Source organism: [Ruminococcus] torques ATCC 27756, from assembly GCF_000153925.1.
GTDB classification, from domain to species: domain Bacteria; phylum Bacillota; class Clostridia; order Lachnospirales; family Lachnospiraceae; genus Mediterraneibacter; species Mediterraneibacter torques.
Genome location: NZ_DS264344.1, coordinates 123,949 through 146,190, shown reverse-complemented (window position 1 = coordinate 146,190; position 22,242 = coordinate 123,949). Strand labels below are relative to the sequence as shown.

The window sequence follows — 22,242 nt, the reverse complement described above, 5'->3', positions numbered from 1 at the left end:
CTACAGGTCTGTCTTTGAATTCATACAGATTTCTTCTCCGAGATTTTCAAGAGGAATGAGCTTCCTTTCTCCGTTGCCGCTTTCATCTGCATACATCTCAAGGCGATGATAAAAAAATCGTACATCATCTGAAATATTTGCATATTTTAAAAATGTTTCCATCACAAGATCCGGTTTTAAATTTTCCGAACTTCCCGCTGCAAGAAGAAGATAGATCTGTTCATCACGAATCTCCCATGAATCGATAAGGGCACGTATGTCAACCATTCTCTCGCTTCTTTTCGTCTGTTTGATAACTTGAATTTCCGGTTGAGACATAAACTTGGAAAACTGTTCTTTCCAGTCAGAAGGCAGTGCTCCTTTTCTGACAGAGACGAGATAATCTGCCCCTGCAAGGATCGTCATTCCCGTCTGTTTTTTATCATCCGGAATTTTTCTGAAACTAATTATTTCAATTCCTTCTATACTGACTTCATTCATACGTTTTACAGCCGTTTTACTGTCGATCGCTTCAGTCAGTTCAATATCAAAATATTCCCCGTCACTTGTGAGACCGATTCCAAGAGGACTCGCAAACGACATGATCATATGCGGACTGTACCCTCCTGTAAAGGCGATCGGTATTTCAGCCCTGCGCATTACTTTTTGGAAGAAGCGCATTACATCAAGATGTCCGATAAAACGAAGCGCTCCGTATTTTCTGAATTTAATTCTTGCCTTCATAACAGACACCTCCTCCGAATTTTGATGCGCCGCATCCTGAACAGTGTTCCCGACAATTCGGTGTCACCTCAGCATTCATTGCCCGTTCCCATTCCTTTCTGAGAAATTTTCGACTGACCCCGGTATCGATAAAATCCCATGGGAAAAGTTCGTTTTTATCTCTTGTACGAAGCGTATAAAACTCTTTTTCGATTCCCGTGTTCAAAAAAGCTTTCTCCCATAAATCATCTCGAAAACTTTCGGTCCATGAGTCAAATAAGCATCCGAGTCTGTAAGCTTCTTCAATCACTTTTCCGATTCTTCTGTCACCTCTTGCCATAATACCTTCCAAAACAGTTACATTTGCATCATGCCAATTATATTTTAAGCTTTTCCGATTTAACTGCGCTTTAAATTCATCATTGACAAGGTGAGCACGTCTCGTATATTCTTCAGCGGTACACATTGGCGCCCACTGAAACGGAGTAAACGGTTTCGGAACAAAAAATGAGGAACTTGCAGTAATCTGACATTTTCCGTTTCTTTGATCTTTCGGGATTTCATAATATTTGCGGGCAACCTTTTCACATAAATGGGCGATCTCCTTCATATCTTCTTCGGTTTCCGTAGGAAGTCCGAGCATGAAATACAGTTTTACTTTTGTCCATCCTCCTTCAAAAGCCTGACTTGCGCCACCCATAATATCTTCTTCGGTAAGTCCTTTATTGATTACATTTCTCATTCTCTGTGATCCGGCTTCGGGCGCAAATGTAAGGCTGCTTTTTCTGATATCCTGAACCTTACTCATTACATCTAAAGAAAAGGCGTCGATTCTCAAAGACGGTAATGAAATATTGATTGCTTTTTCTTTGAATTCATCAATCAAAAACATTACAAGTTCTTTCAAATCAGAATAATCACTTGAACTCAAGGAACTAAGTGAGATTTCTTCATGTCCTGTATTTGTCAACATCGTTTTGGCATACTCTTTCAGACGTTTTACATTACGCCCTCTTGTGGGACGATAAATCATTCCCGCCTGGCAAAAACGGCATCCCCGGGTGCATCCCCTTTGAATCTCAAGTACAACGCGATCTTGAGTTGCTTTTATAAACGGAACGACCGGCTTCATCGGATATACCGTATCTGTTACATCCATAACAACCTGCTTTTTCACACTTGCAGGGGCACATATATTATTCGGTATAAATGATCGAAGTGTACCATCCTCGTTGTATTCGGCATCATAAAATGACGGCACATAGATTCCTTCGATGCGGGCCGCCTGTTCAAGAAACTCTGTTCTCGTACTTCCCTCTGCCCGACATTTTTTATATGTATCTAAAAGTTCATCATAAACAGTTTCGCCTTCTCCGATATAAAACAAATCGAAAAATTCCGCAAGAGGTTCCGGGTTATAGACACATGGACCTCCACCGATCACAATCGGATCATTTTCCGCGCGGTCACATGAATGCAGAGGAATTTGGCTCAACTCTAAAATCTGCAAAATATTTGTATAGCACATTTCAAATTGGATCGTAATTCCTAAAAAGTCAAATTCTCTGATCGGATCTTGTGACTCTAATGCAAAAAGCGGAATTCCCTCTTTACGCATAATTGTATCAAGATCTGTCCACGGAGAATAGACGCGTTCACACCAAACATCGTCTCTTCTGTTAAACATATCATACAAAATCTGAATGCCGAGATGCGACATGCCGATCTCGTAAACATCCGGAAAACACATGGCGAAACGGATATCCACCTCATTTTTATTTTTCATTATCGAGTTTACTTCATTCCCGATATACCGGGCAGGTTTTTCGATACTTAGTAATATTTCATCATCTAAAGCAAGCTTTCTCATATATTTCCTTCCTGTTTTTGTATATATTTTATAAATTCTTACGAACCTATTTTGGACTTTTCAAAGGGAAAAATCGATATTTTTTATGTTGTTTTTCGTATTTATACAAGACGATACAACATTACAGAAACATCTTCTATGTGATTGAATCATCCAATCTACATCATTATATACATTTTAGGGAAGAACTTCAAGCAAATATCTTTCGTCAATCGGAATCAATCGGTGCTGGTGTTCTTAGACAAAAACTCCAAAGTAAAAGATATGATTTCGCAGTCAGCATTGTATACAACTCTTTTCGTTTTAATATAAATTTTCAGGTAAATCAGCTGAATAAATAGTTATCATTCAAAATTTTCCCATACTTCCTTCACGGCTTCCAGCTCCACATCCCGTTCAATTTCATTTATGATTTTTGTACTGTTTACATTAGCTACTTCCGCATGATTTTGATCCATATATACAAAGAAGATGAAACAGAGAATACAGATTACAAGCCGCATATAAAAGCTTCCGCCTGCTTCTTCACCGCCTTCGTCTTGTTCTTTACATAAATTGCCATAACGAGGATGAATCGGAGGAACAGTTTCACGTTCACCATAGAGCTGTTTCGTTTGTCGAAGAAGTTCTCTTCTTCTTAACTGAGCATCATTCATACTGTTTTTTCCCCTCTGTCTCTCTTCTTTTGATTTTTTGTATTGCATTCCAAAGCAGATAAACCGCCGAAACCTAAAGATACATTCCAGAATTGAAAGCGATTGTTAAAATTTCGGGAAACGCAAGGTTTTTCGCCATACAAAAAAGCATAAGACATTGTTTTTACAACATCTTATGCTTTTAGATTCTTTTCTATACCGGTTTCTAAAGACGTAATCGCCTTATCTGTCTGCCAGTTCACTTGTAATATCTTCCCACGTAACTCCCCGTTCTACCATGAGTACCATCGCATGATAAAGGAAGTCCGAAATTTCATATTTAATTTCTTCGGGATTCGGGTTTTTTGCTGCAATAACGATTTCTGTAGCTTCTTCTCCTACCTTCTTTAAAATTTTATCAATTCCTTTTTCAAACAGATAATTTGTATAGGAACCCTCTTTTGGATTCTGCTTTCTGTCAACAATCGTATTATATACGGATTCAAATACTTGAAGAGGATTTTTTGCATCATAATCAGTGCCGACGATCGTTGTATAAAAGCAGGATCTGTTGCCTGTATGGCAGGCAGCGCCGACTTGATCGACTTTTGCAAGTAAAGTATCTTTATCACAATCGACAGATAATGACTTCACATATTGAAAATGTCCGGACGTCTCACCCTTTACCCACTGTGCATTCCTGCTTCGACTGTAATATGTCATACGACCTGTTTTTACTGTATGATCAAACGCCTCTTCATTCATATATGCCATCATCAGAACTTCGTTTGTCTTGTAATCCTGTACGATTACCGGGATCAGACCGTCAGAATTTAACTTAAACTCGGAAAAATCCATCATGCTTTCAAACGAAGTCATTTTAATTCCGGCTCGCATACACACTTCTTTAAAGTCGTTAAAATCCATATCGACACTGCTGATAAACATTCCGGATACGCCCTTTACACCGTTGCTTTTTAAAATCCGCAATATTTCGCTTTCATCCATTGTATCTGTTACAACAACGCACGGGATTTCCGTTACATTTACAACAGAATTCAGATCAAGACGGTGCATGAACACGATCTCAGAACTATATTGTTCTATTAAATGCTGTTGTTTAAAAAGCGTGTCAAAATCATTTAAAGATACTGCTATTTTTTCTTTTCCGAAACGTAAGGAAACTTCTTTAATTAAATCGATGGAAACTTTTTTTGAAAAATTCAACATCGCACGTTTTACACCCGCATAAAGAAGTTTTTTAACATCCTCTGCTCTTCGTATATTTCCTCCCGCAACCATCGGAATACTGATGATCCGGTTTATTTTTTTGATCAGATCGATGGATTCTTCATGATCTTCATCAGAATCTGAAAGATCAAATACAAGCAGTTCATCTGCTCCGTTTGCATTATATTGCTTAGCAAGCGCAATTACATCCTCTGTCAATACAGTGCGGTCGTCAAACCATCTTACCGCCTTACCTCCCGCAATAAAAATGCAGGGAGTCAGTCTTTTATAACTCATGATTATTCTCCTAATTTTTTATTTGTACGAAACGGCATTGAGTCAGCCGTTTGTTATAAAGCCCCTTTTGTAGACCATATTTCTGTCATTCTAGGCTCCGGAGACACTGCCATATCAAGCGCTTTTCCAAACGCTTTAAAAAGCGCTTCTGCCATATGATGGTTATTTCCTCCGTCTAAAATTTTCAAATGCAGATTCATCTGTGCACTATAAGAAACGGCATAGAAAAATTCTTTCACCATTTCTGTATCCATTGTCCCTAATTTGTCTGTTGTAAATCCGGCGTCAAACTTAAAATAAGGACGTCCCGAAAGATCTGCTGCACAAAGAGCAAGCACTTCATCCATCGGAAGAATAAAATAACCATATCTTTTAATTCCGGCCTTATCTCCGAGCGCTTTTTTAATTGCTGTTCCAAGGACAATTCCCACATCTTCTATTGTATGATGACTGTCCACTTCAAGATCTCCGTCTACTTTTACCTCAAGATCAAACAGTCCATGTCTGGCAAATCCGTCAAGCATGTGATCAAAAAAAGCAATCCCCGTATCTATTTTATTTTTCCCCTGACCGTCTAAATTAACAGACAAGGTGATATCTGTCTCTTTTGTTTTTCGCGTGCAAACCGCTATACGTTTGTTTTTTTCACTCATAATATTACTCTCCTCGTTCTGATTCAAAACGAACCTTTATCGAATTTGCATGAGCTGTCAAATGTTCAGCTTCGGCAAACCGTTCGATATCCGAATGAATTTTTTCAAGTGCTTCCCTTGAGTAGGAAATAATACTTGATTTTTTAATAAAATCATCTACAGAAAGAGGAGAGAAAAATTTTGCAGTTCCGTTTGTCGGAAGAACGTGATTCGGTCCCGCAAAATAATCGCCAAGCGGTTCGCTTGAATTTTCCCCGATAAATATAGCGCCTGCATTTCGGATCTTTGTCATCACTTCAAATGGGGATGCAGTCATGATTTCAAGGTGCTCTGATGCAATTTCATTTGCGGCGTCAATCGCCTCATCCATTGTATCCGCCACAAGAATATGTCCGTAATTATCGAGAGATTTTCTGATAATCTCTCCCCGTGATAATTGACTGATAAAAAGTTCTGTCTGCTCGGAAACTTTCTCTGCCAATTCCATACTTACTGTCACTAAAATCGCGCTTGCCATTTCATCATGTTCCGCCTGAGACAAAAGATCTGCGGCAACATAACGCGGGTTCGCCGTTTCATCTGCAAGCACGAGTATTTCACTCGGACCTGCGATAGAGTCAATACTAACATGACCATATACCGCCTTTTTTGCCAGTGCGACATAAATATTCCCCGGGCCGACGATCTTATCTACTTTCGATATGCTTTCCGTTCCGTAAGCAAGAGCGGCAATCGCCTGCGCGCCTCCGACTTTATAGATTTTATCCGCTCCGGCTTCTTTTGCCGCAACAAGTGTGGTGGGAGTTACTTTTCCGTCTTTTCCGGGCGGAGTAACCATTATGATTTCTCTTACTCCCGCTGTTTTTGCCGGAACGATATTCATAAGAACCGAAGAAGGGTATGCAGCTTTCCCTCCCGGCACATATACGCCTACCCGATCGAGAGCCGTCACTTTCTGACCAAGGATCGTTCCGTCAGGTTTACTGTCAAACCAACTGTACTGTCTCTGTTTTTCATGATACGTCTCAATATTTTTCAAAGCCTTTCTGATTATCTCAATCAATCCTCTGTCGACTTGAGTATAAGCTTCTTCAATTTCTTCTTCTTTTACAAGAACAGACTGCTGATCAAGACAGAAGCCGTCGAATTTTTCTGTATATTCAAAAAGGGCTTCATCTCCTCTTTTTTTCACATTATCTAAGATTGCTTTTACCTGTTCTTCATACATCTCATAGCTATTCGGACTTCTTTTGAGTAAATCTTCCAAAAGATTTTTTTTCGTAGTTTGATTCAGTTTTTCAATTCGCATGGCCGCATTGCTCCTCTCGTAAAAGTTCTCTTAAATCTGTGACTATTTTCTTTATCCGATCGTTCTCCATACGCATGCTCACCGGATTAACGATCATTCTTGCTGAAAGCGGACATACTTCTTCCAGAACAACCAGACCGTTCTCGTTCAAAGTCGTTCCTGTTTCTACAATATCAACAATCACCTCTGACAAACCAACAATCGGAGCAAGTTCGATAGAACCATTCATTTTGATCAGTTCGACTGTCTGATGCTTCTTATTATAAAAATAATCCTTTGCAATTTTAGGGTATTTTGTCGCAACCCGGATTAATTCATGACGATTCAGAAGTTCTTTTGTCTCCTGACGTCCGCAGACGCACATTTTGCATTTTCCGAAACCGAGATCTAAGACTTCGTGGACTTTTCGTCCTTCTTCAATAATCGTATCCCTTCCGACAACTCCTATATCAGCCGCTCCGTATTCTACATATGTCGGTACGTCCGGGCCTTTTGCAAGAAAGAATTTCAGTTTTAATTCTTCATTTGTAAAAATCAGTTTTCGTGAATCTTTTTCTTTCATCTCCTCACAAGTAATACCAAGACTCTCAAGCATTTTCATCGTTTTTCCTGCGAGCCTTCCTTTTGTAAGGGCAAATGTCAAATATCTCATATTCTGCTCCTTTTATACTGACGGCAATTATTCTGCAATGTTTGCCGTTTTCTTTTCTCCTGTAATCAAATTGGTCATTTCCAACTTTTTATCGTCGCAAAGATAGATTAAAGCCGCAGCATTTTTTCTTTTTGCATATGATTCATACAGCGATTTATCCTGTCCTTCTTTTTGCCTGATCAATTCGATACAGCGTCCCTTTTCCCGAAAATTACCGGCAAGGATGATCGCATTGCTTTCAGTCTCTTCGTTATATACAATGATGTTCCGCCTTATCGTGTCTACCGAAATTTTCTGTCTTGAAAGAGCGTTCATCAATTCATCTACAATGATCGCAAATCCAATAGACGGAGTCTCTTTTCCGAATTTTTCAAGAAGATGATCGTATCTTCCGCCTCTTACAACCGCATCACCTGTTCCGTATGTATATGCCCGAAATACGATTCCGGTGTAATAACCATAACCTCCGCTCATACTCAGATCAAAAGTTACATGATCCGAAGCATTATACAGGCAAAGAAGATGATTGATCTGACGAAGTCGTTCAATGGCGGCTTTTGCTTTGTCGCTGATTGCAAATTGCTGCGCCTTGTCCAGAACATCCTCTGTTCCCATTAATTCCGGGAGGATCGCAAACGCCTCTTTGATTTCTTTTTTTACATCCTTTTCTTCAAGAAGCTCTTCTGCTCCGAAAAAGTTGCGATTTCCGATCAATTCCCGTATACGTTCCACAGTTTCCTCGTCTAACTCCGCTGCAGATAAAATACTTTGGAGAAAATCGACATGACCGATACTAATCTGAAATTCTTCCAGTCCCGTCTTTTTCAATGCGTCTGCAACCATTGCTATCATCTCCGCATCTGCCTCAACAGAATCAAGCCCGATTAGTTCCGCGCCGAATTGTGTATTTTCCTTTAACTTGCCGCGATAGCTTGTATGATTGATAAAAGTGTTTCCGACATAACAAAAACGAAGCGGAAAATCTTCAGTATCAAAAAGTGTAGCCGCCGCCCTTGCAACCGATGGAGTAATGTCCGGACGAAGAGCCAATATATTTCCTTCACGATCGAAAAATTTGTATAACTCCTGTGTAGAAGTAGAACCGATCTCTTCTCTAAATACATCGTAATATTCAAACGTCGGAGTCTGAATATCGCGATATCCATATAAATGGAGAACTTGATTTAATTTTTTCTGTAGTGTGAGTTTTATTTCACATTCCCTGCTGTAAATATCCCTTACTCCTTCAGGCGTATGTAATTTTTGTTCCATCGCAAATAAAACCCCCTTCACTTTACTATGCTAATTCGTTAAACTCTTTCGGATATTATACGAAGTTTCGTTCAATCTGTCAATCCCTTCTGTCAAGGTCTTTTTGTATACAATCCAGATAAGGGACAAAATATCCTCTTTTCAGTTCCATAAACCAATTTGACTCCAATTCATCAAATCGAATACTTTTTCTGCCGCCGTTTTTCGCACGATCCCAAAATTTTTGTATTTGCCTGTACCGCATATAGTATAACTCATCCCTTGTCGTATAATAAATCAACAGAAAAGCAATTCCTCCCTGTTCTTCAAACTTTTGCATAAACTCAATCTGATGTTCATGGACATTTGCAAGAGGAAACGTATCTGTCTTACATTCCTTTGCGTCAAAACATACGGGAATTCCCTGTACTGCTCCTATGTAATCAACTGTACTTACTTTATCAAAGTATGCAAGCGTAATATGTCTGCTTCCCTGATCAATTTTTACAGGAGTAATAGGCGTCGGTATTTTCTGTATTAAGGCAAGGTTCATCTGTTCATATTGTTCATTTGTCTGATTGATAAGTTCTTCAAAGGTCGAACCCCGAAGACCTCTTGAATTCCATGCAGCCATTATTGTTCACTCCTTTATCAATACAGATCTTTTTAAATAAATCGGGAACAGGCGCAATGATCTGCCTGTTTGGCAGATTTTTTACTAGTTCCACATCCGGAAAACAAAGCTGATAAGCATGAAGAAGCTGTGTTTTCAACCCATATTTTTTCTTATAGGCTTCATTTATTTTAAAATCTCCATATTTATAATCTCCTATGATCGGATGACCGATCGCTGCCAGATGTGCACGGATCTGATGTGTTTTTCCCGTAATTAGGTGTACTTTTAAAAGTGTTACATGATCAGAAACAAAAAGAGGGGTATATTCTGTTTCAATCGGAAGCGCTTCTTTTGTTTCCCTCTTTTCTTTTGTGACAGATACCTTATTTGTTTTTGTATTTTTTTTCAAATATCCGCAAATCCTCTGTCCGTCCTTTATCTTTCCCGAAACAAGGCACAAATAATATTTTTCCAATGATCTTGTTCGGAACATCTCATTTAATATCTGAAGCGCGCTCAGTGTCTTTCCTCCCGCAACGATCCCGCTCGTATTTCGATCGAGCCGGTTACATACCGCGGGATGAAAAGTCTTTAGTTCCTCTCTTGTTACCTGCCCTGAATCCAAAAGATACTCTATTAAATATTCTACAAGAGAAGTATCTTCCCGATTTGCTTTCTGGGAAAGCATTCCGACCGGTTTGTTCAGAAAGATCACATTTTCATCCTCATATAATACATTCAGTTTTACTTTGCTTTTAGCGGTATTTTTCTGTACCGGCCGAAAAACTTCTTCTGAAGTTTTTGAAAATTTTTTAATTGTTTCATCCGAAAAAAACAACTTCACATTATCGCCGAGAGCTAAAATTTCATTTCCCGCAGCCTTTTTCCCGTTTAATGTAATATTCTTTTTACGAAGCATTTTATAGAGAAAACTTTTCGGAGCCTGATCCAGATATTTTCCTAAAAATTTATCAAATCGCTGTCCCGCTTCATTTGAGTTGATTTCTATCTCTTTCATTTGACTTAATTCCTTTTTATTTACATAGAGATGTTTAGAATAAGACCACGTACCGTTTCTTCTTTTGTTTTTGTATCTTCCTGTTCGACAGCCGCAATATTATTTAAACCTTCCGCTCTTGTAATAAACGGCTTATACTCATTTAATATACGAATTTGAAATCCTTTGTAACCGTTTTGTGCTAAAATTGTTTTTATATGATCGGCAAGTTCTGTCGTGTTTACTTTATTATAATGGGTATATCCGAAAATATTATGTCCGGATATCACAATGCAGTCAACAGGCATTATATGATCTCTGCTCGTGATCACCATATCATAACAAACAGTCAGAAGATCAGTTTTTGACGCGATTTCTTTCGCTCGTTCTCCATCGATCGAACGATAAGGAAAGCGTGTAATAACTCCTACAAGCGCTTTCGATGCCGGAAGACATCCGACAATAGCTACTACTGTAAGAAGATTTAATTTTGTTCCTGTCTGAAAATATCCGAGAAGCAATATTGCGATCACGATGCCAAAATAGGCAAGCGTTCTTATGATTTCTATTTTTCTTTTATAATTTAAATATCCCGGCATTCCTTTTTCTGTCTTTTTCATGATACAAATAGTTCCTCCGCTTTCAAAATAAGACTTACCGGCAGCAGTTTTGTCATAATTTCTGCCGCTTTTATTCCTGCTCCATATACAGAAACAGATTTCTTCTTTCTGCTGTCAATAAGAGCTCTATGAACAACTTTATTTGCCGCCGCCATATTCAGCTTTTTGAGGGGATTTTTTAATTCTCCGCTCACCTCGAAAAATTCTGTTTCCACAGGTCCCGGACAAACTGCCGTCACATAAATGCTTTTTTCTCTTAATTCTTGTCCCAGAGCACGTGAAAAACTTAAAACACATGCTTTAGACGCCGCATAAACAGCAAAAGAAGGCTGCGGACAAAACGCCGCCGCACTTGCCATGTTTATAATACGGCTTCCCATCTTCATATAAGGAAGCGTCATTTGCGTTATGCGGATAAGCGCAGTGCAATTCAGATCGATCATATCCGTATGAATCCGTTTTCCTTTTTCGGCAATTTCCGAAAAAGTTCCGCTTTTGCCAAAACCGGCTGCATTGACAAGCATTCTTATATTAGGGTGCCATTGACAAAGCTCTGTATAAAATTGTCTGTATACATGTTTTTTCTGTAAGTCTCCCGCAAAAATGCGAAGCGGAACATTAACTTCTTTCCTAAGCTGCTCCAACCGTTCTTCCCTTCGTGCAATTACCCATATTTCGTCGAGATCCTTATAAAAATATTCCAATTGACGAACAAACTCTCTTCCTATACCTGATGACGCTCCGGTGACAACTGCAACTCTCATTTTCATTTATCCTCATTTCTTTCTATGCACATTTCTGATTGTCTTTTTCTTATAGTTTGTTTTCTTATCTATCTTTTTATAAGCTGGCTTTTTACTTGTATTTACTTGTTTTTCACGTCCTGTATTTGTACTGTCTTTTTCACGTCCGGGACGGATCAGACACTTTGGTCCGTAGCCGACAAGATCCATTCTTCCCGTTTTTCTCAAAGCTTCCAAAACAAGGTCATAATGTTTCGGATCACGATACTGAATCAAAGCGCGCTGCATCGCTTTTTCATGCGGGGATTTCGGAACATAAACAGACTGACCGGTGCGCGGATCGATTCCCGTATAATACATGCAAGTTGAAAGCGTAGAAGGTGTCGGATAAAAATCCTGCACCTGCTCCGGCATATATCCGAGGTCACGGCAGTATTCTGCCAGTTCAACAGCTTCTTTTAACGTTGATCCCGGATGAGAAGACATAAGGTACGGGACAAGATACTGATCCATTCCGAGTCTTTCATTCATTTTCTTAAACTGTCGTGTAAACTCTTCATATATTCGATGTTCCGGTTTTCCCATCAAAGAAAGCACGGGAGCGCTGATATGTTCAGGCGCCACTTTCAGTTGTCCGCTTACATGATACTGACATAGTTCTTTTAAAAATGTATTCTTTTTATCTGCCAGCAAATAATCAAATCGGATTCCCGAACGGATAAATACTTTTTTTACTTTCGGGATCTTTCTTAATTTTCGTAATAGTGCAACATAATCACTATGATCTGCATCTATATTTTTGCAAGGAGCAGGAAAGAGACACTGCTTTGTCGCGCATACACCGTGCCGAAGCTGTTTTTCACAAGATGGATGACGAAAATTTGCGGTCGGACCTCCTACATCATGGATGTATCCCTTAAAATCTTTTTCTTCAACCATTTGTTCCGCTTCTTTTATAAGCGATTCATGACTTCTGACCTGTACAATACGCCCCTGGTGAAATGTAAGCGCACAGAAACTGCATCCTCCGAAACATCCCCTGTTGCTGATCAGGCTGAAGCGGATCTCCGAAATTGCCGGGATTCCTCCTTTCGCTTTATAAGACGGATGATAAGTCCTCATATACGGCAGATCATAAATATCATCCATTTCTGTAACACTTAACGGTTTTGACGGCGGATTCTGAACGACATATAAATGTTCCGAATAAGGTTCTGCAAGTCGTTTCCCGCTAAATGCATCCGTATTTAAATATTGTGTATAGAAGCTTTTTGCATACATTTTCCGATCTGCTTTTAGCTCCTCATAAGAAGGCAGAAACTGGGCGTCATATATTTTTTCTTTCTCTTTTATTTTAACGACAGTACCATCAATATAAGTAATTTCTTCGATTGGTATTCCCGCCTCTAAAGCTTCGGCAATCTCCAGGATCGAGCGTTCTCCCATTCCGTAAGAAACAATATCCGCACCGGAATCAAGAAGGATTGACCGTTTTAATTTATCCGACCAATAGTCATAATGTGCCATACGTCTTAAACTTGCTTCGATACCGCCCATAATTACTGCGGTCTTTTTATATTTCTGTCGTATCAGATTTCCATACACAACACAGGCATGGTCCGGGCGTTTTCCCATCTCTCCGCCTGGGGTATAAGCATCTGTTCTTCTTCGTTTTTTCGATACAGAATAATGATTTACCATCGAATCCATATTTCCGGCAGAAACAAGAAATCCCAGTCGCGGTTCTCCGTAAATACAAATACTTTCCGGATCTTTCCAATCCGGTTGAGAAATAATTCCGACACGATATCCTCTTGATTCTAAAAGACGGCTGATGATCGCATGACCAAAAGACGGATGATCCACATATCCGTCTCCGATAATATAGGCAAAATCAACGCTCTTCCACCCGCGTTTTTCCATATCTTCCCTGCATACAGGTAAAAAATCATGGTTCATATTTTTCAATTCAGCACCTTTCGTAAGTGTTTTTTAAAACGTCAAAAAAATCTCGGATAAAATAATCCGCGGCAGCCTTTTTCTCCGCTTCGTCTGCTTTTGTAAAATCATCTGCTACAGCGCACACTTCCATGCCCGCGTTCTTTCCTGCCAGAATTCCATTGATAACATCTTCAAATACAAGACAGTTTTTCGGGTCTACATTCATGTCGTCTGCGACTTTTAAATAGACATCCGGCGCAGGTTTCCCTGCCGCAACTTCCGAAGAAGTACGTACAGAATCAAAATATTTCGTCAGTCCCCGTCCGTTCAGCGCAGCTTCTGCAATTTCCCGATCATTGCTTGTGGCAATACCGAGACGGATACCGTTTTGTTTCATCAAATCCAGAAACTCAACTGCGCCGGCCTTTGGAAATACTTTCGTTGCATACAGCTCAACTGTCATATCCCGCCATTCCTGCATTACGTCTTCTACTGTTTGATTTAATGTTGTAAAGGTATCGACAAAATATTGTGCGGTCTCTACATAACTCATCCCCTCTATATCTCTGTGAAATGTATCCGGTGCAGTCAAGTGATATTTATCCATATAAATACGGTCAACTTCCGGCCAGATCCACATCGAATCTACAAGTGATCCATCCATATCAAAAATGACCGCTTTTTTTCCTGTCAACATAATTGTTCTACCTCTTCTTCTGTTAATTTTCTATATTGTCCGGGTTTTAAAGACGGATCCAATGTCAATGTTCCAAACTGAATCCTTTTTAAATAAACAACTTCTTTTCCTACCGCACGAAACATACGCTTCACCTGATGGAAACGACCTTCTTTGATTGTAAGATAGATTTCCGAATATCCGTCTTCCTTTTCATCTGTTTCATTTTTTGTTTCAGGCAATATTTTCTGCTCTTTTATCTTTTCTTTCCGCCGTTCTTTTTGTACAGAAAGAATTTCAAGCGCCGCCGGCATCGTAGGTTTTTCATCTCCGATATGTACGCCTTTCTCAAACAATCGTACATCTTCTTCTGTCACAATTCCTTTGATTTTTGCATAATAAATTTTATCCACATGCTTTTTCGGGGAAAGAAGGCGGTGCGCAAGCTGCCCGTCATTTGTAATTAAAAGAAGACCTTCTGTATCTTTGTCAAGCCGCCCCGCGGGAAATAAGTCTTTTCTTTTGCTTTCTTTGATCAGGTCTATGACTGTACGCTCTTTTTTATCTTCCGTTGCAGACACAACTCCGGCAGGCTTATTCAACATAAAATATTCATACCCTGCATAAAAGATCTTTTCTCCTTTAAATATAATCTCATCTTTTTCTGTATCAACTTTCCGCTCAGCTTTCTTTGCTATCTCTCCATTGACGGAAACGCTTCCTTTTAAGATCTCTTTTTTCACCTGACTTCTTGTGCCGCATCCCATTTCCGTCAAATATTTATCTAACCGCAATTTCATGATGACTGCCACCGCCATCCCGGCAGATACTTATTCTTCAACATCTGTCCTGACAGCTTGCCAAAACCGAGAGGATAACCGTCTACGCATACGAGATACCACCCCTTCTCTTTTGAGGAAACGAGATCTTCAACTTCCAATGTCTCTCCCTTTAAATACTTTATAATCCGTTCATCATCAACCGAAAAATCTAGTACATTTTCATATTCTTCTTTTTTCAAATTCATAGCCAGCGCCTGACTTGGCTCAAAACGCCTTTTTTTCAATTCTCCCAAGAGTAGCCCGGACCGTAAAAACCGCACTCCGTTTAACTTTGGAAGACCTTCCGGCATATAATATACATTTTCTCCCCGCATATCAATTCTGGATGAATCGAATTTTCTTTTTACATTTTTCAAAAATTCCGTAAGTTCGTCCGGTAATCTTTTTTCTTTTTCATTTTTATTTCGATTGTTTTTTTCTTTTTCCTTTAAGTTTTCTGAAACTGCCTCTTCTTCTTTTTTTAAAAGCGCGATAAAATGTCCTTCTCCTTCCATTTTATGAGGAAAAATGCGGATTGTTTTCTTTAACTGTTCATTGCCGCTCAAAGAAGCTTTTAAAATCCCATCTGAAAACCCTTCGTATCCTTTGATATCACAAATCTTAAATTGAGGGTATTCTTGTAACAGAAATTCAATCGTCTGTTCATTTTCTTCCGGTGAAAAAGTACATGTAGAATAAAGTAGCATTCCGCCCGGTTTCAGCATCTGCGCCGCTTGTGTAATAATGCTTCTTTGAATTTTTACAAAAAATTCCGGACCATGTTCTTCCCATGCCTTTACCATTTTTCTGTCCTTGCGAAACATGCCTTCTCCGGAGCACGGCGCATCGATCAAGATCTTATCAAAATACTCCGGAAAATAATTCACAAGCTTTCCGGGTTCTTCACTTAAAACAAGAACGTTTCCGATTCCGAAAAGTTCAATATTTTTCAAAAGTCCTCTTGCCCTTGAATTACTCAGGTCGTTCGCGATCAAAACTCCCGATCCGTTTAACTTTGCCCCTAACTCTGTCGCTTTTCCTCCCGGCGCTGCGCACACATCAAGCACTCGGTCTCCGGCTTCGATAGGGAGTCTGTTTGCAGGCGTCATTGCGCTTGGTTCCTGCAAATAGTACAATCCCGCAAAATAATACGGGTGCTTTGCAGGCTGATATTTTTCTCCATCATAATAAAAACCGTTTTCAATCCACGGAATCGGACGAAGCGGCCATGGAGCAATCTCTAAAAAACGATCTATTGATATTTTGGATGTATTTACACGGAGTCCATAATGGCGGGGTTCTTCATAACATTTTAAATAATCGTTATATTCCCCGCCAAGCAGATCTTGCATTTTTTCTTCAAATTCAATCGGTAGATTCATAATATTTCCTCTGTTTTCTGTTGCTTTTCACAACTCTTTTTTCATGTGTTATCTATCATATCATGTTTTGCCTCTTCATAAAAGACTTTCCGATGATTATTCTACCTGTCTGAGTATGCTTTGATTTTTCTGTTTTCAACATATTTTAACGCTGCATATGGATTGACACTGATTTCTTTTCCGTCTTTATAAATATAAATTCCAAGATGTAAGTGCACAGGAAACTTTCCTGTTGTCCCTTCTCTTTTACTGTATCCCGTATCTCCCATAAATCCGATCACATCGCCCGCTGATATAGGATCTCCTTCTTTTATTCCGGCATAAGAACTTAAGTGTGCATAATAAAAGTAAGCGCCTCCCGGTGAAGTGATTCCAACACGATACCCACCTAATTCTAACCAACCGACCGACGTTACAATCCCGTCAGTCATACTTACGACAGGAAAGTAATCCCGCTTATTGACAAACGGCATAATATCTGTCCCTTCATGTTTTCTATCTCCTTTGTAAGTCCGATCCAACATCCACGAATCTGAAAAAGAAACGTTCGCTTTCCCAAAATTAGTTTCCGCTACAGGAAAATATTCCAGGTCATTCCAGATTGCCCGACAGACACTGACATACGAGTTCCACCTCTCTGCTTTTTTCCATCTGTTTTCTGATTTTGTAATATCTCCGACTGTTTTTTCCCTTTCAAAATCACTTTCCAGCCAGTACAAACCGAGAAACTTTCCCGGATCTTCACTTTCTTTCAATTTTTTTAACACTTCATCAGATACAGGCTGTCTGCGAAAAAAATTGGAATACACAATATCTTCCGACAATCGGCTTTTCTCGCTTTGATATTGAAGTTTCGGAATCCATATAGCCGAATGCAATACGCAGAAAAACAGTACGGAAGACAAAATTGTAAAATTTTTAAAAAAGTCTCTTTTCCCTTTTTGAAACTTTCTCACACTCTGCCCCTTCCGTTTTTTGTCAATATAAAAAACACATTTTATTCTGTCTTTCACTATATGATATTTTCATACAAAAGATGTGTGCATCATAAGCATTACTATATGATTTTGTTTCTGGAAAAAAGGAGTAAAAATTGTGAAATGCTCATCTAGTAAAAACTTATTAAAAAAAATAGGTTTTCTCAATGCCGGAAGTCTGACTGTTTTTCTTTTTCTTGCAATGCTCGTTTCTCCTGATATCGTTTTTACAGGTGCTGCAGACGGACTTTTACTCTGGTTTAACACAATTTTCCTACACTTTTTCCATTTATGTTTATTACTGCTATTCTTTTAAAAAGCGGAGGACTAAATATAATAGCAAATGTACTTGGAAAACCTCTCGGAAAAATATTTTCCGTATCTGCCGCAGGGGCATTTTCTGTTATTGCCGGATTTTTATGCGGTTATCCGATGGGTGCAAAAGTTACCGCAGATCTTGTGTGTACAAAAAAGATCGAACGCTCTGAGGCTGCTTATCTGTTATCTTTCTGTAATAATACAAGTCCTGTTTTTATCGTTAATTTTATTATACACAAGATTTTGCGTGATCGGACGTTACTTGTTCCAACGCTTATCATATTAATTGCGGTTCCGATTTTTCTTAGTTTCTTTTTCAGAAGATTTTATTTCAAACATAGTGAATCATACGGAGAATCCTTGCGCCAGACAGAATGTAAAAACAATCCGTTTTCCTTCCGCACATTCGACGAATGTATGATGGATAGTTTTGAAAACATTGTAAAGGTAGGCGGCTATATCATTATCTTTTCTGTTTTTATACGCCTTCTCACAAAATTTTCCACGGATATTCCTGCGTTTTTTTATCTTCTTCCTGTTTTGGAACTGACAAACGGAATTATCATTCTTTTTGAGAGATTCGAGAATATTGCTGTTTCATATCCGCTCATTATTGCATTAACTTCATTCGGGGGATTATGCGCGCTCGCACAGACAAAAAGTATGATTCATTCTTCCGGAATTCCTTTCATTCCATATTTAATCCAGAAAATAATAACAGCTGTAATTTCGGCCGCTGCAGCGTATGGTTATGTACTGCTTTTTTTATAATATCTACTTTCAATGGCTTTACAATATAATGAAACCTTTTACGAAAGGAGTCCGACTTATTATCTAACCTGTTGTGGTGTTAATGTCCACAAAACCATAAAGTTCCAAAACAAGGGTTGAAAGCTCCGGAACGAGCTTCCCCCCCCTATCATTATCATAGAAAATCTTAATTACAGACTTTTCTTCATACACTCAAATTTTTAATTCGTGGAAAAGTGTTTTAAACTCATCTTCCGGCAATAAAAGTTTCAAGATAATCAACTGTGCGAACAAGTCATTTTTCCATACACATATCTTCCTTGCTCTCTTGGTAAGAAAAGTCTTTCATGAATTTTCATATCACATAAAGCATCCTTGGTACGAAAGTCAAACAGACGATCACTATGAGCACACACATTTCTGAACTTTGTCATAACTGCTAACATTATGTTAAAAATCCTTTTTTCTTCATTTCCCCGCCGCCTTTGTACTTCCCCGAAAATAAACATCCACCCGCCTAGCGGGTGGTTTTTCATTTTCGGGCATAGCCCTAATATTACTAGCCACGCACAAGTGCGTCTTTTATTGGCCTGCCAGCCACGCGCAGGATTACTTGCTACCCGTAAACGGGTCTCGCGGATCGAATAGACTAATCTGATCCATTTCCTTATCTTGTTTTAGCTGGTTGGCTATGTAACTTTTTATTGCTGCCGTGTTCTTCCCTACTGTATCAACATAGTATCCCTTACACCAAAACTCGCGGTTTCGGTATGCAAATTTCATATTTCCGAATCTCTGAAATATCATTAGGCTACTCTTTCCTTTTAAGTATCCCATGAATCCCGAAACGCTCATTTTGGGCGGGATACTCAGAAGTAAATGAATATGATCCGGACATACTTCTCCTTCGATGATTTCAACACCTTTCCATTGGCACAGTGTTCGGATTATTTCACGAATTGCTTCTTTCTTTTCGTTATAAAATACTTTCCTTCGATATTTAGGTGCAAACACTACATGATATTTGCAATTCCATTTTGTATGTGCTAAGCTTTTTACGTCTGTATTTTGTTCTGACATTATACGGTCCTCCTAATGTGTTTTTATTTACGTAACTGGCAGGTCACGTTTTTATTATACACATTAGGAGTTTTTATTTCTGAATACACCGCTAAAGCTTTCACGGAACCACGCGACTATCGCGTGGTTTTCTTGATACAATAACGAAAGGCCCCCGCAGGGGCCTTCCGGACTACGGGCTTCTCAAGTTTCCGTAGTGCGATCACTAGGTATAGTGATATCCTCAACAAACTCCTTTGTCAAGGACAACTCATACCGGTTTTATTCTATGTGCTTCCCTCATTTTTTATGTATCTGCCAGCATTTTATATCTTTTTTCTATTTCCATACGGAAACACCATTCTCTTCTAAATAGTCTATGAATTCTTTCTCCATCATGCCAGCAATCTGAGAACCCAATTCCGCAGATACCCGATATTGCTTATAAAATCCCAAAGCGGTTGCTTTTTTTGCAAAGTCTGTTACTTGTTCTATCGTTTGCTTTGTATCATACAATCGATGCCTCCCGAACTTTTCCGCTTTCCATATCCTTATATCCCGCTTCTAGCTTCTGATGAATCTCTTCCTCAGTCATGAAATCAACATTAATCGCGCCGTTCATTTTCTGCATTCCATCTAAACCTAAACCCATGCACTCTGTTTGTTCTTTCTGATCTCTGGAACACCTCCCCGTCCTTCTGAAACGATTGTAACGCTTTTTCAGACAAATGAACAGAGTTCTTCTATTTTTAATACTTCTTGAAAATGTATTTCAGATGAATGGACGCTACATCCAGATAACTGCAAAAGTTCCCATTTTTGAACACTTTCCGACACTAGATCTGTCACATTTCGAAAAGATGTCCTCCGGAAGTCGAACATGTGCACATCGGCTTTCAATACCGCTGCTTTCCGGTACAAAAGATGCCTTCCAAACAATCTTGCTTGAAAGGCATCTCTTTTTTCTTAAAAGCGTCTGCTTTTATTGTATCATATATAATTAAAAATAGTCGAAATATCCGTCACCCTAGAATAAATCGTCCTGAGAATTATATATTCCGGACTCTTCTTCTGTTGGGATATCAAGTTCTGCGCGATTTGCGCGAACGGTTTCATAACATTCCTGGAGGGAGCTGATCAGACCATCGTATTTTGTTGTATAACTATCAAGTGTATGTCCGATAATACTTTCGGCATTTGCCATAAGATCATCTGTATACTGGATTGCTCCGATCCTGATTGCATTTGCATCACTCGTTGCGTTATCTATAATCTCCTGAGCCTGTGCCGTAGCCTGCGTTACAATCTCATTTGCCTGCGCATAAGCCTGCTGCATGATCTCATGCTCGCTGACAAGCTCTGTCGTCTGTACCTGCGCTTCTTCAATCATCGCATCCGCCTTTGCCTGTGCATCCGCAAGAATCGCATCTCTGTTTGCGATAATCTTCTGATAACGTTTAATCTCGTCAGGAGTTTTCAGACGAAGTTCTCTCAAAAGCTCTTCTAAATGTTCTTTATTCACAATAATCTTGGTAGTTGACAGCGGCTGGAATTTACAGTCTCGGTCAATATACTCTTCAATCTCTTCGATAATCTGCTCAATACGGCTGCTCATTTGTTACACTCTCCTTTTGTATTCATCTTTTTTTCAAGTTCCAAAGCTACCGCCTCCGGCACGAATTGTGTTAAATCTCCCCCAAAAGCAGCAATCTCTCTTACTGTTGTAGAACTTAAATAAGAATATTCAATACTCGTCGTCAAAAACATCGTCTCAATATTCGGATCCAGTTTTTGATTTGTCTGTGACATCTGAAGTTCATATTCAAAATCTGTGATTGCCCGCAGTCCTCTTATCACAAGTCCGGCATTCATACGCGAAGCGAACTCCACTAAAAGTCCATCAAACGGAACGATTCGGATATTATCAAGATCTTTTGTCACTTCTTTTAACATTTTAACACGTTCTTCTACAGAAAACAACGGGATTTTTGCTTTATTGCTCAATACGCCGACAATTAATTCGTCAACAATTTTGCATGATCTTCGCATAATATCTATATGACCGTAAGTAACCGGATCAAAACTGCCCGGATAAATTGCTCTTAACATACTTCCTCTTTCCCCGCCTTCTCGATAAACAGGTGCTTATTCGTTTTATACGTTTTTTCTCTGATAATTTCAAATCCCAAATCCTGTAAATACGAAAAATCAGTTTCTTTTGACGCTTCCACAATGATCTGGGTATCTTCATAGACAAGACTTGAATCCGATAAATATTCTAATACCCTCTTTTCGAATCCTCTGTCATACGGAGGATCCAAAAAAATATAATCAAATACCTTTTCACCTTCCAGCTTGTAAAGCGCATTCATAACATCTGTAGTCAATGTAACCGCCTTGCCTTCTAATTTGGTAAACTTCAGATTGTCTTTAACACACATCATTGCCTTCGGATTATTCTCTACAAAAACAGCTTCGCGAGCTCCTCTGCTGAGCGCTTCAATTCCGATCCCGCCGCTTCCCGCAAAGAGATCAAGAAATACACAGTCAAACATTGACGGACCGATCATATTGAACAGTGTTTCTTTGATACGGTCAGTCGTTGGTCTTGTGTCCATCCCGTCTAAAGTTTTTAATCTGAGACTTCTTGCACTTCCTGCAATTACACGCATAAAATGACACCTCGTTTTCTTTAACAACTACGCAAAATTTTATCAGAAAAAGACGTCCGGGTCAATCCCGG

At 39.2% G+C, this 22,242-nt stretch carries 24 protein-coding genes; 1 reads left to right on the top strand and 23 read right to left on the bottom strand.

The genetic code is table 11. The features are described 5' to 3' along the window. The 17 genes from RUMTOR_RS00830 to RUMTOR_RS00750 all read right to left on the bottom strand — a co-directional run bounded on the left by RUMTOR_RS00830 (nt 1) and on the right by RUMTOR_RS00750 (nt 17,351). Nucleotides 1-723 carry a TIGR03936 family radical SAM-associated protein gene (locus RUMTOR_RS00830; protein ID WP_004845101.1) on the bottom strand — a complete coding sequence of 241 codons (723 nt, stop codon included), beginning with the start codon at nt 721-723 and terminating at the stop codon, nt 1-3. Continuing rightward, entirely contained in the window at nt 707-2,572 is a 1,866-nt protein-coding gene (locus RUMTOR_RS00825) for a TIGR03960 family B12-binding radical SAM protein (RefSeq protein WP_004845100.1), read from the bottom strand. The genes RUMTOR_RS00830 and RUMTOR_RS00825 overlap by 17 nt, the downstream gene beginning before the upstream one ends. Before the next feature lie 344 nt (nt 2,573-2,916). Next, nucleotides 2,917-3,228 (bottom strand): hypothetical protein, encoded by a 312-nt coding sequence (locus RUMTOR_RS00820; protein ID WP_009242664.1) that lies wholly within the window; start codon nt 3,226-3,228, stop codon nt 2,917-2,919. A 222-nt stretch (nt 3,229-3,450) separates the two neighbouring features. Then, a complete protein-coding gene (gene hisIE / locus RUMTOR_RS00815; RefSeq protein WP_004845096.1) occupies nt 3,451-4,734 on the bottom strand; it encodes a bifunctional phosphoribosyl-AMP cyclohydrolase/phosphoribosyl-ATP diphosphatase HisIE in 1,284 nt (427 codons plus the stop codon). A 53-nt stretch (nt 4,735-4,787) separates the two neighbouring features. Further along, complete coding sequence (gene hisB, locus RUMTOR_RS00810) at nt 4,788-5,387, bottom strand: imidazoleglycerol-phosphate dehydratase HisB (protein WP_004845095.1); 600 nt, start codon at nt 5,385-5,387, stop codon at nt 4,788-4,790. A 4-nt stretch (nt 5,388-5,391) separates the two neighbouring features. Then, entirely contained in the window at nt 5,392-6,696 is a 1,305-nt protein-coding gene (hisD, locus tag RUMTOR_RS00805; protein ID WP_004845094.1) for a histidinol dehydrogenase, read from the bottom strand. Beyond that, nucleotides 6,686-7,348 carry an ATP phosphoribosyltransferase gene (gene hisG / locus RUMTOR_RS00800; protein WP_004845093.1) on the bottom strand — a complete coding sequence of 221 codons (663 nt, stop codon included), beginning with the start codon at nt 7,346-7,348 and terminating at the stop codon, nt 6,686-6,688. Before hisG ends, hisD begins: the two co-directional genes overlap by 11 nt. Nucleotides 7,349-7,375: 27 nt before the next feature. Next, complete coding sequence (gene hisZ / locus RUMTOR_RS00795; protein ID WP_004845092.1) at nt 7,376-8,620, bottom strand: ATP phosphoribosyltransferase regulatory subunit; 1,245 nt, start codon at nt 8,618-8,620, stop codon at nt 7,376-7,378. A 79-nt stretch (nt 8,621-8,699) separates the two neighbouring features. Next, nucleotides 8,700-9,233, bottom strand: a complete 534-nt coding sequence (locus tag RUMTOR_RS00790) for a Holliday junction resolvase RecU (RefSeq protein WP_004845091.1) — start codon at nt 9,231-9,233, stop codon at nt 8,700-8,702. Further along, nucleotides 9,190-10,233 carry an RluA family pseudouridine synthase gene (locus RUMTOR_RS00785; protein ID WP_004845090.1) on the bottom strand — a complete coding sequence of 348 codons (1,044 nt, stop codon included), beginning with the start codon at nt 10,231-10,233 and terminating at the stop codon, nt 9,190-9,192. The genes RUMTOR_RS00790 and RUMTOR_RS00785 overlap by 44 nt, the downstream gene beginning before the upstream one ends. A 20-nt stretch (nt 10,234-10,253) precedes the next feature. After that, nucleotides 10,254-10,832 (bottom strand): hypothetical protein, encoded by a 579-nt coding sequence (locus RUMTOR_RS00780; protein ID WP_004845089.1) that lies wholly within the window; start codon nt 10,830-10,832, stop codon nt 10,254-10,256. Next, complete coding sequence (locus tag RUMTOR_RS00775; protein ID WP_009242667.1) at nt 10,829-11,596, bottom strand: SDR family NAD(P)-dependent oxidoreductase; 768 nt, start codon at nt 11,594-11,596, stop codon at nt 10,829-10,831. Before RUMTOR_RS00775 ends, RUMTOR_RS00780 begins: the two co-directional genes overlap by 4 nt. A 12-nt stretch (nt 11,597-11,608) precedes the next feature. Continuing rightward, complete coding sequence (locus RUMTOR_RS00770; RefSeq protein WP_004845087.1) at nt 11,609-13,534, bottom strand: YgiQ family radical SAM protein; 1,926 nt, start codon at nt 13,532-13,534, stop codon at nt 11,609-11,611. 10 nt (nt 13,535-13,544) lie between these two features. Then, nucleotides 13,545-14,213: an HAD family hydrolase gene (locus RUMTOR_RS00765; protein ID WP_004845086.1), complete on the bottom strand. Its 669-nt coding sequence runs from the start codon at nt 14,211-14,213 to the stop codon at nt 13,545-13,547. Next, nucleotides 14,207-14,992, bottom strand: a complete 786-nt coding sequence (locus RUMTOR_RS00760) for a pseudouridine synthase (protein WP_004845085.1) — start codon at nt 14,990-14,992, stop codon at nt 14,207-14,209. Before RUMTOR_RS00760 ends, RUMTOR_RS00765 begins: the two co-directional genes overlap by 7 nt. Beyond that, nucleotides 14,989-16,395 carry an RsmF rRNA methyltransferase first C-terminal domain-containing protein gene (locus tag RUMTOR_RS00755; protein ID WP_004845084.1) on the bottom strand — a complete coding sequence of 469 codons (1,407 nt, stop codon included), beginning with the start codon at nt 16,393-16,395 and terminating at the stop codon, nt 14,989-14,991. Before RUMTOR_RS00755 ends, RUMTOR_RS00760 begins: the two co-directional genes overlap by 4 nt. 101 nt (nt 16,396-16,496) lie before the next feature. Continuing rightward, nucleotides 16,497-17,351, bottom strand: a complete 855-nt coding sequence (locus tag RUMTOR_RS00750) for a M23 family metallopeptidase (RefSeq protein WP_009320593.1) — start codon at nt 17,349-17,351, stop codon at nt 16,497-16,499. A gap of 312 nt (nt 17,352-17,663) precedes the next feature. Between RUMTOR_RS00750 and RUMTOR_RS00745 the strand changes: the two genes are divergently transcribed. Further along, nucleotides 17,664-18,461 (top strand): hypothetical protein, encoded by a 798-nt coding sequence (locus tag RUMTOR_RS00745; RefSeq protein ID WP_004845082.1) that lies wholly within the window; start codon nt 17,664-17,666, stop codon nt 18,459-18,461. 588 nt (nt 18,462-19,049) lie between these two features. Here RUMTOR_RS00745 and tnpA read toward each other — a convergent pair. The 6 genes from tnpA to rsmD all read right to left on the bottom strand — a co-directional run bounded on the left by tnpA (nt 19,050) and on the right by rsmD (nt 22,171). Beyond that, nucleotides 19,050-19,520, bottom strand: coding sequence for an IS200/IS605 family transposase (gene tnpA / locus RUMTOR_RS00735; RefSeq protein ID WP_004845078.1), 471 nt, complete (start codon nt 19,518-19,520; stop codon nt 19,050-19,052). Between the two features lie 318 nt (nt 19,521-19,838). Continuing rightward, nucleotides 19,839-20,015, bottom strand: coding sequence for a UPF0175 family protein (locus RUMTOR_RS12580; protein WP_004845077.1), 177 nt, complete (start codon nt 20,013-20,015; stop codon nt 19,839-19,841). Then, complete coding sequence (locus tag RUMTOR_RS12975) at nt 20,008-20,151, bottom strand: hypothetical protein (protein WP_004845076.1); 144 nt, start codon at nt 20,149-20,151, stop codon at nt 20,008-20,010. The genes RUMTOR_RS12580 and RUMTOR_RS12975 overlap by 8 nt, the downstream gene beginning before the upstream one ends. 375 nt (nt 20,152-20,526) lie before the next feature. Continuing rightward, nucleotides 20,527-21,114: an ATP synthase subunit B family protein gene (locus tag RUMTOR_RS00730; protein WP_004845075.1), complete on the bottom strand. Its 588-nt coding sequence runs from the start codon at nt 21,112-21,114 to the stop codon at nt 20,527-20,529. Beyond that, nucleotides 21,111-21,608 carry a pantetheine-phosphate adenylyltransferase gene (gene coaD, locus RUMTOR_RS00725; RefSeq protein WP_004845074.1) on the bottom strand — a complete coding sequence of 166 codons (498 nt, stop codon included), beginning with the start codon at nt 21,606-21,608 and terminating at the stop codon, nt 21,111-21,113. Before coaD ends, RUMTOR_RS00730 begins: the two co-directional genes overlap by 4 nt. Then, on the bottom strand, nt 21,602-22,171 hold the full coding sequence (gene rsmD, locus RUMTOR_RS00720) for a 16S rRNA (guanine(966)-N(2))-methyltransferase RsmD (protein ID WP_004845073.1): 570 nt from the start codon (nt 22,169-22,171) through the stop codon (nt 21,602-21,604). Before rsmD ends, coaD begins: the two co-directional genes overlap by 7 nt. Between the last annotated feature and the right edge of the window lie 71 nt (nt 22,172-22,242).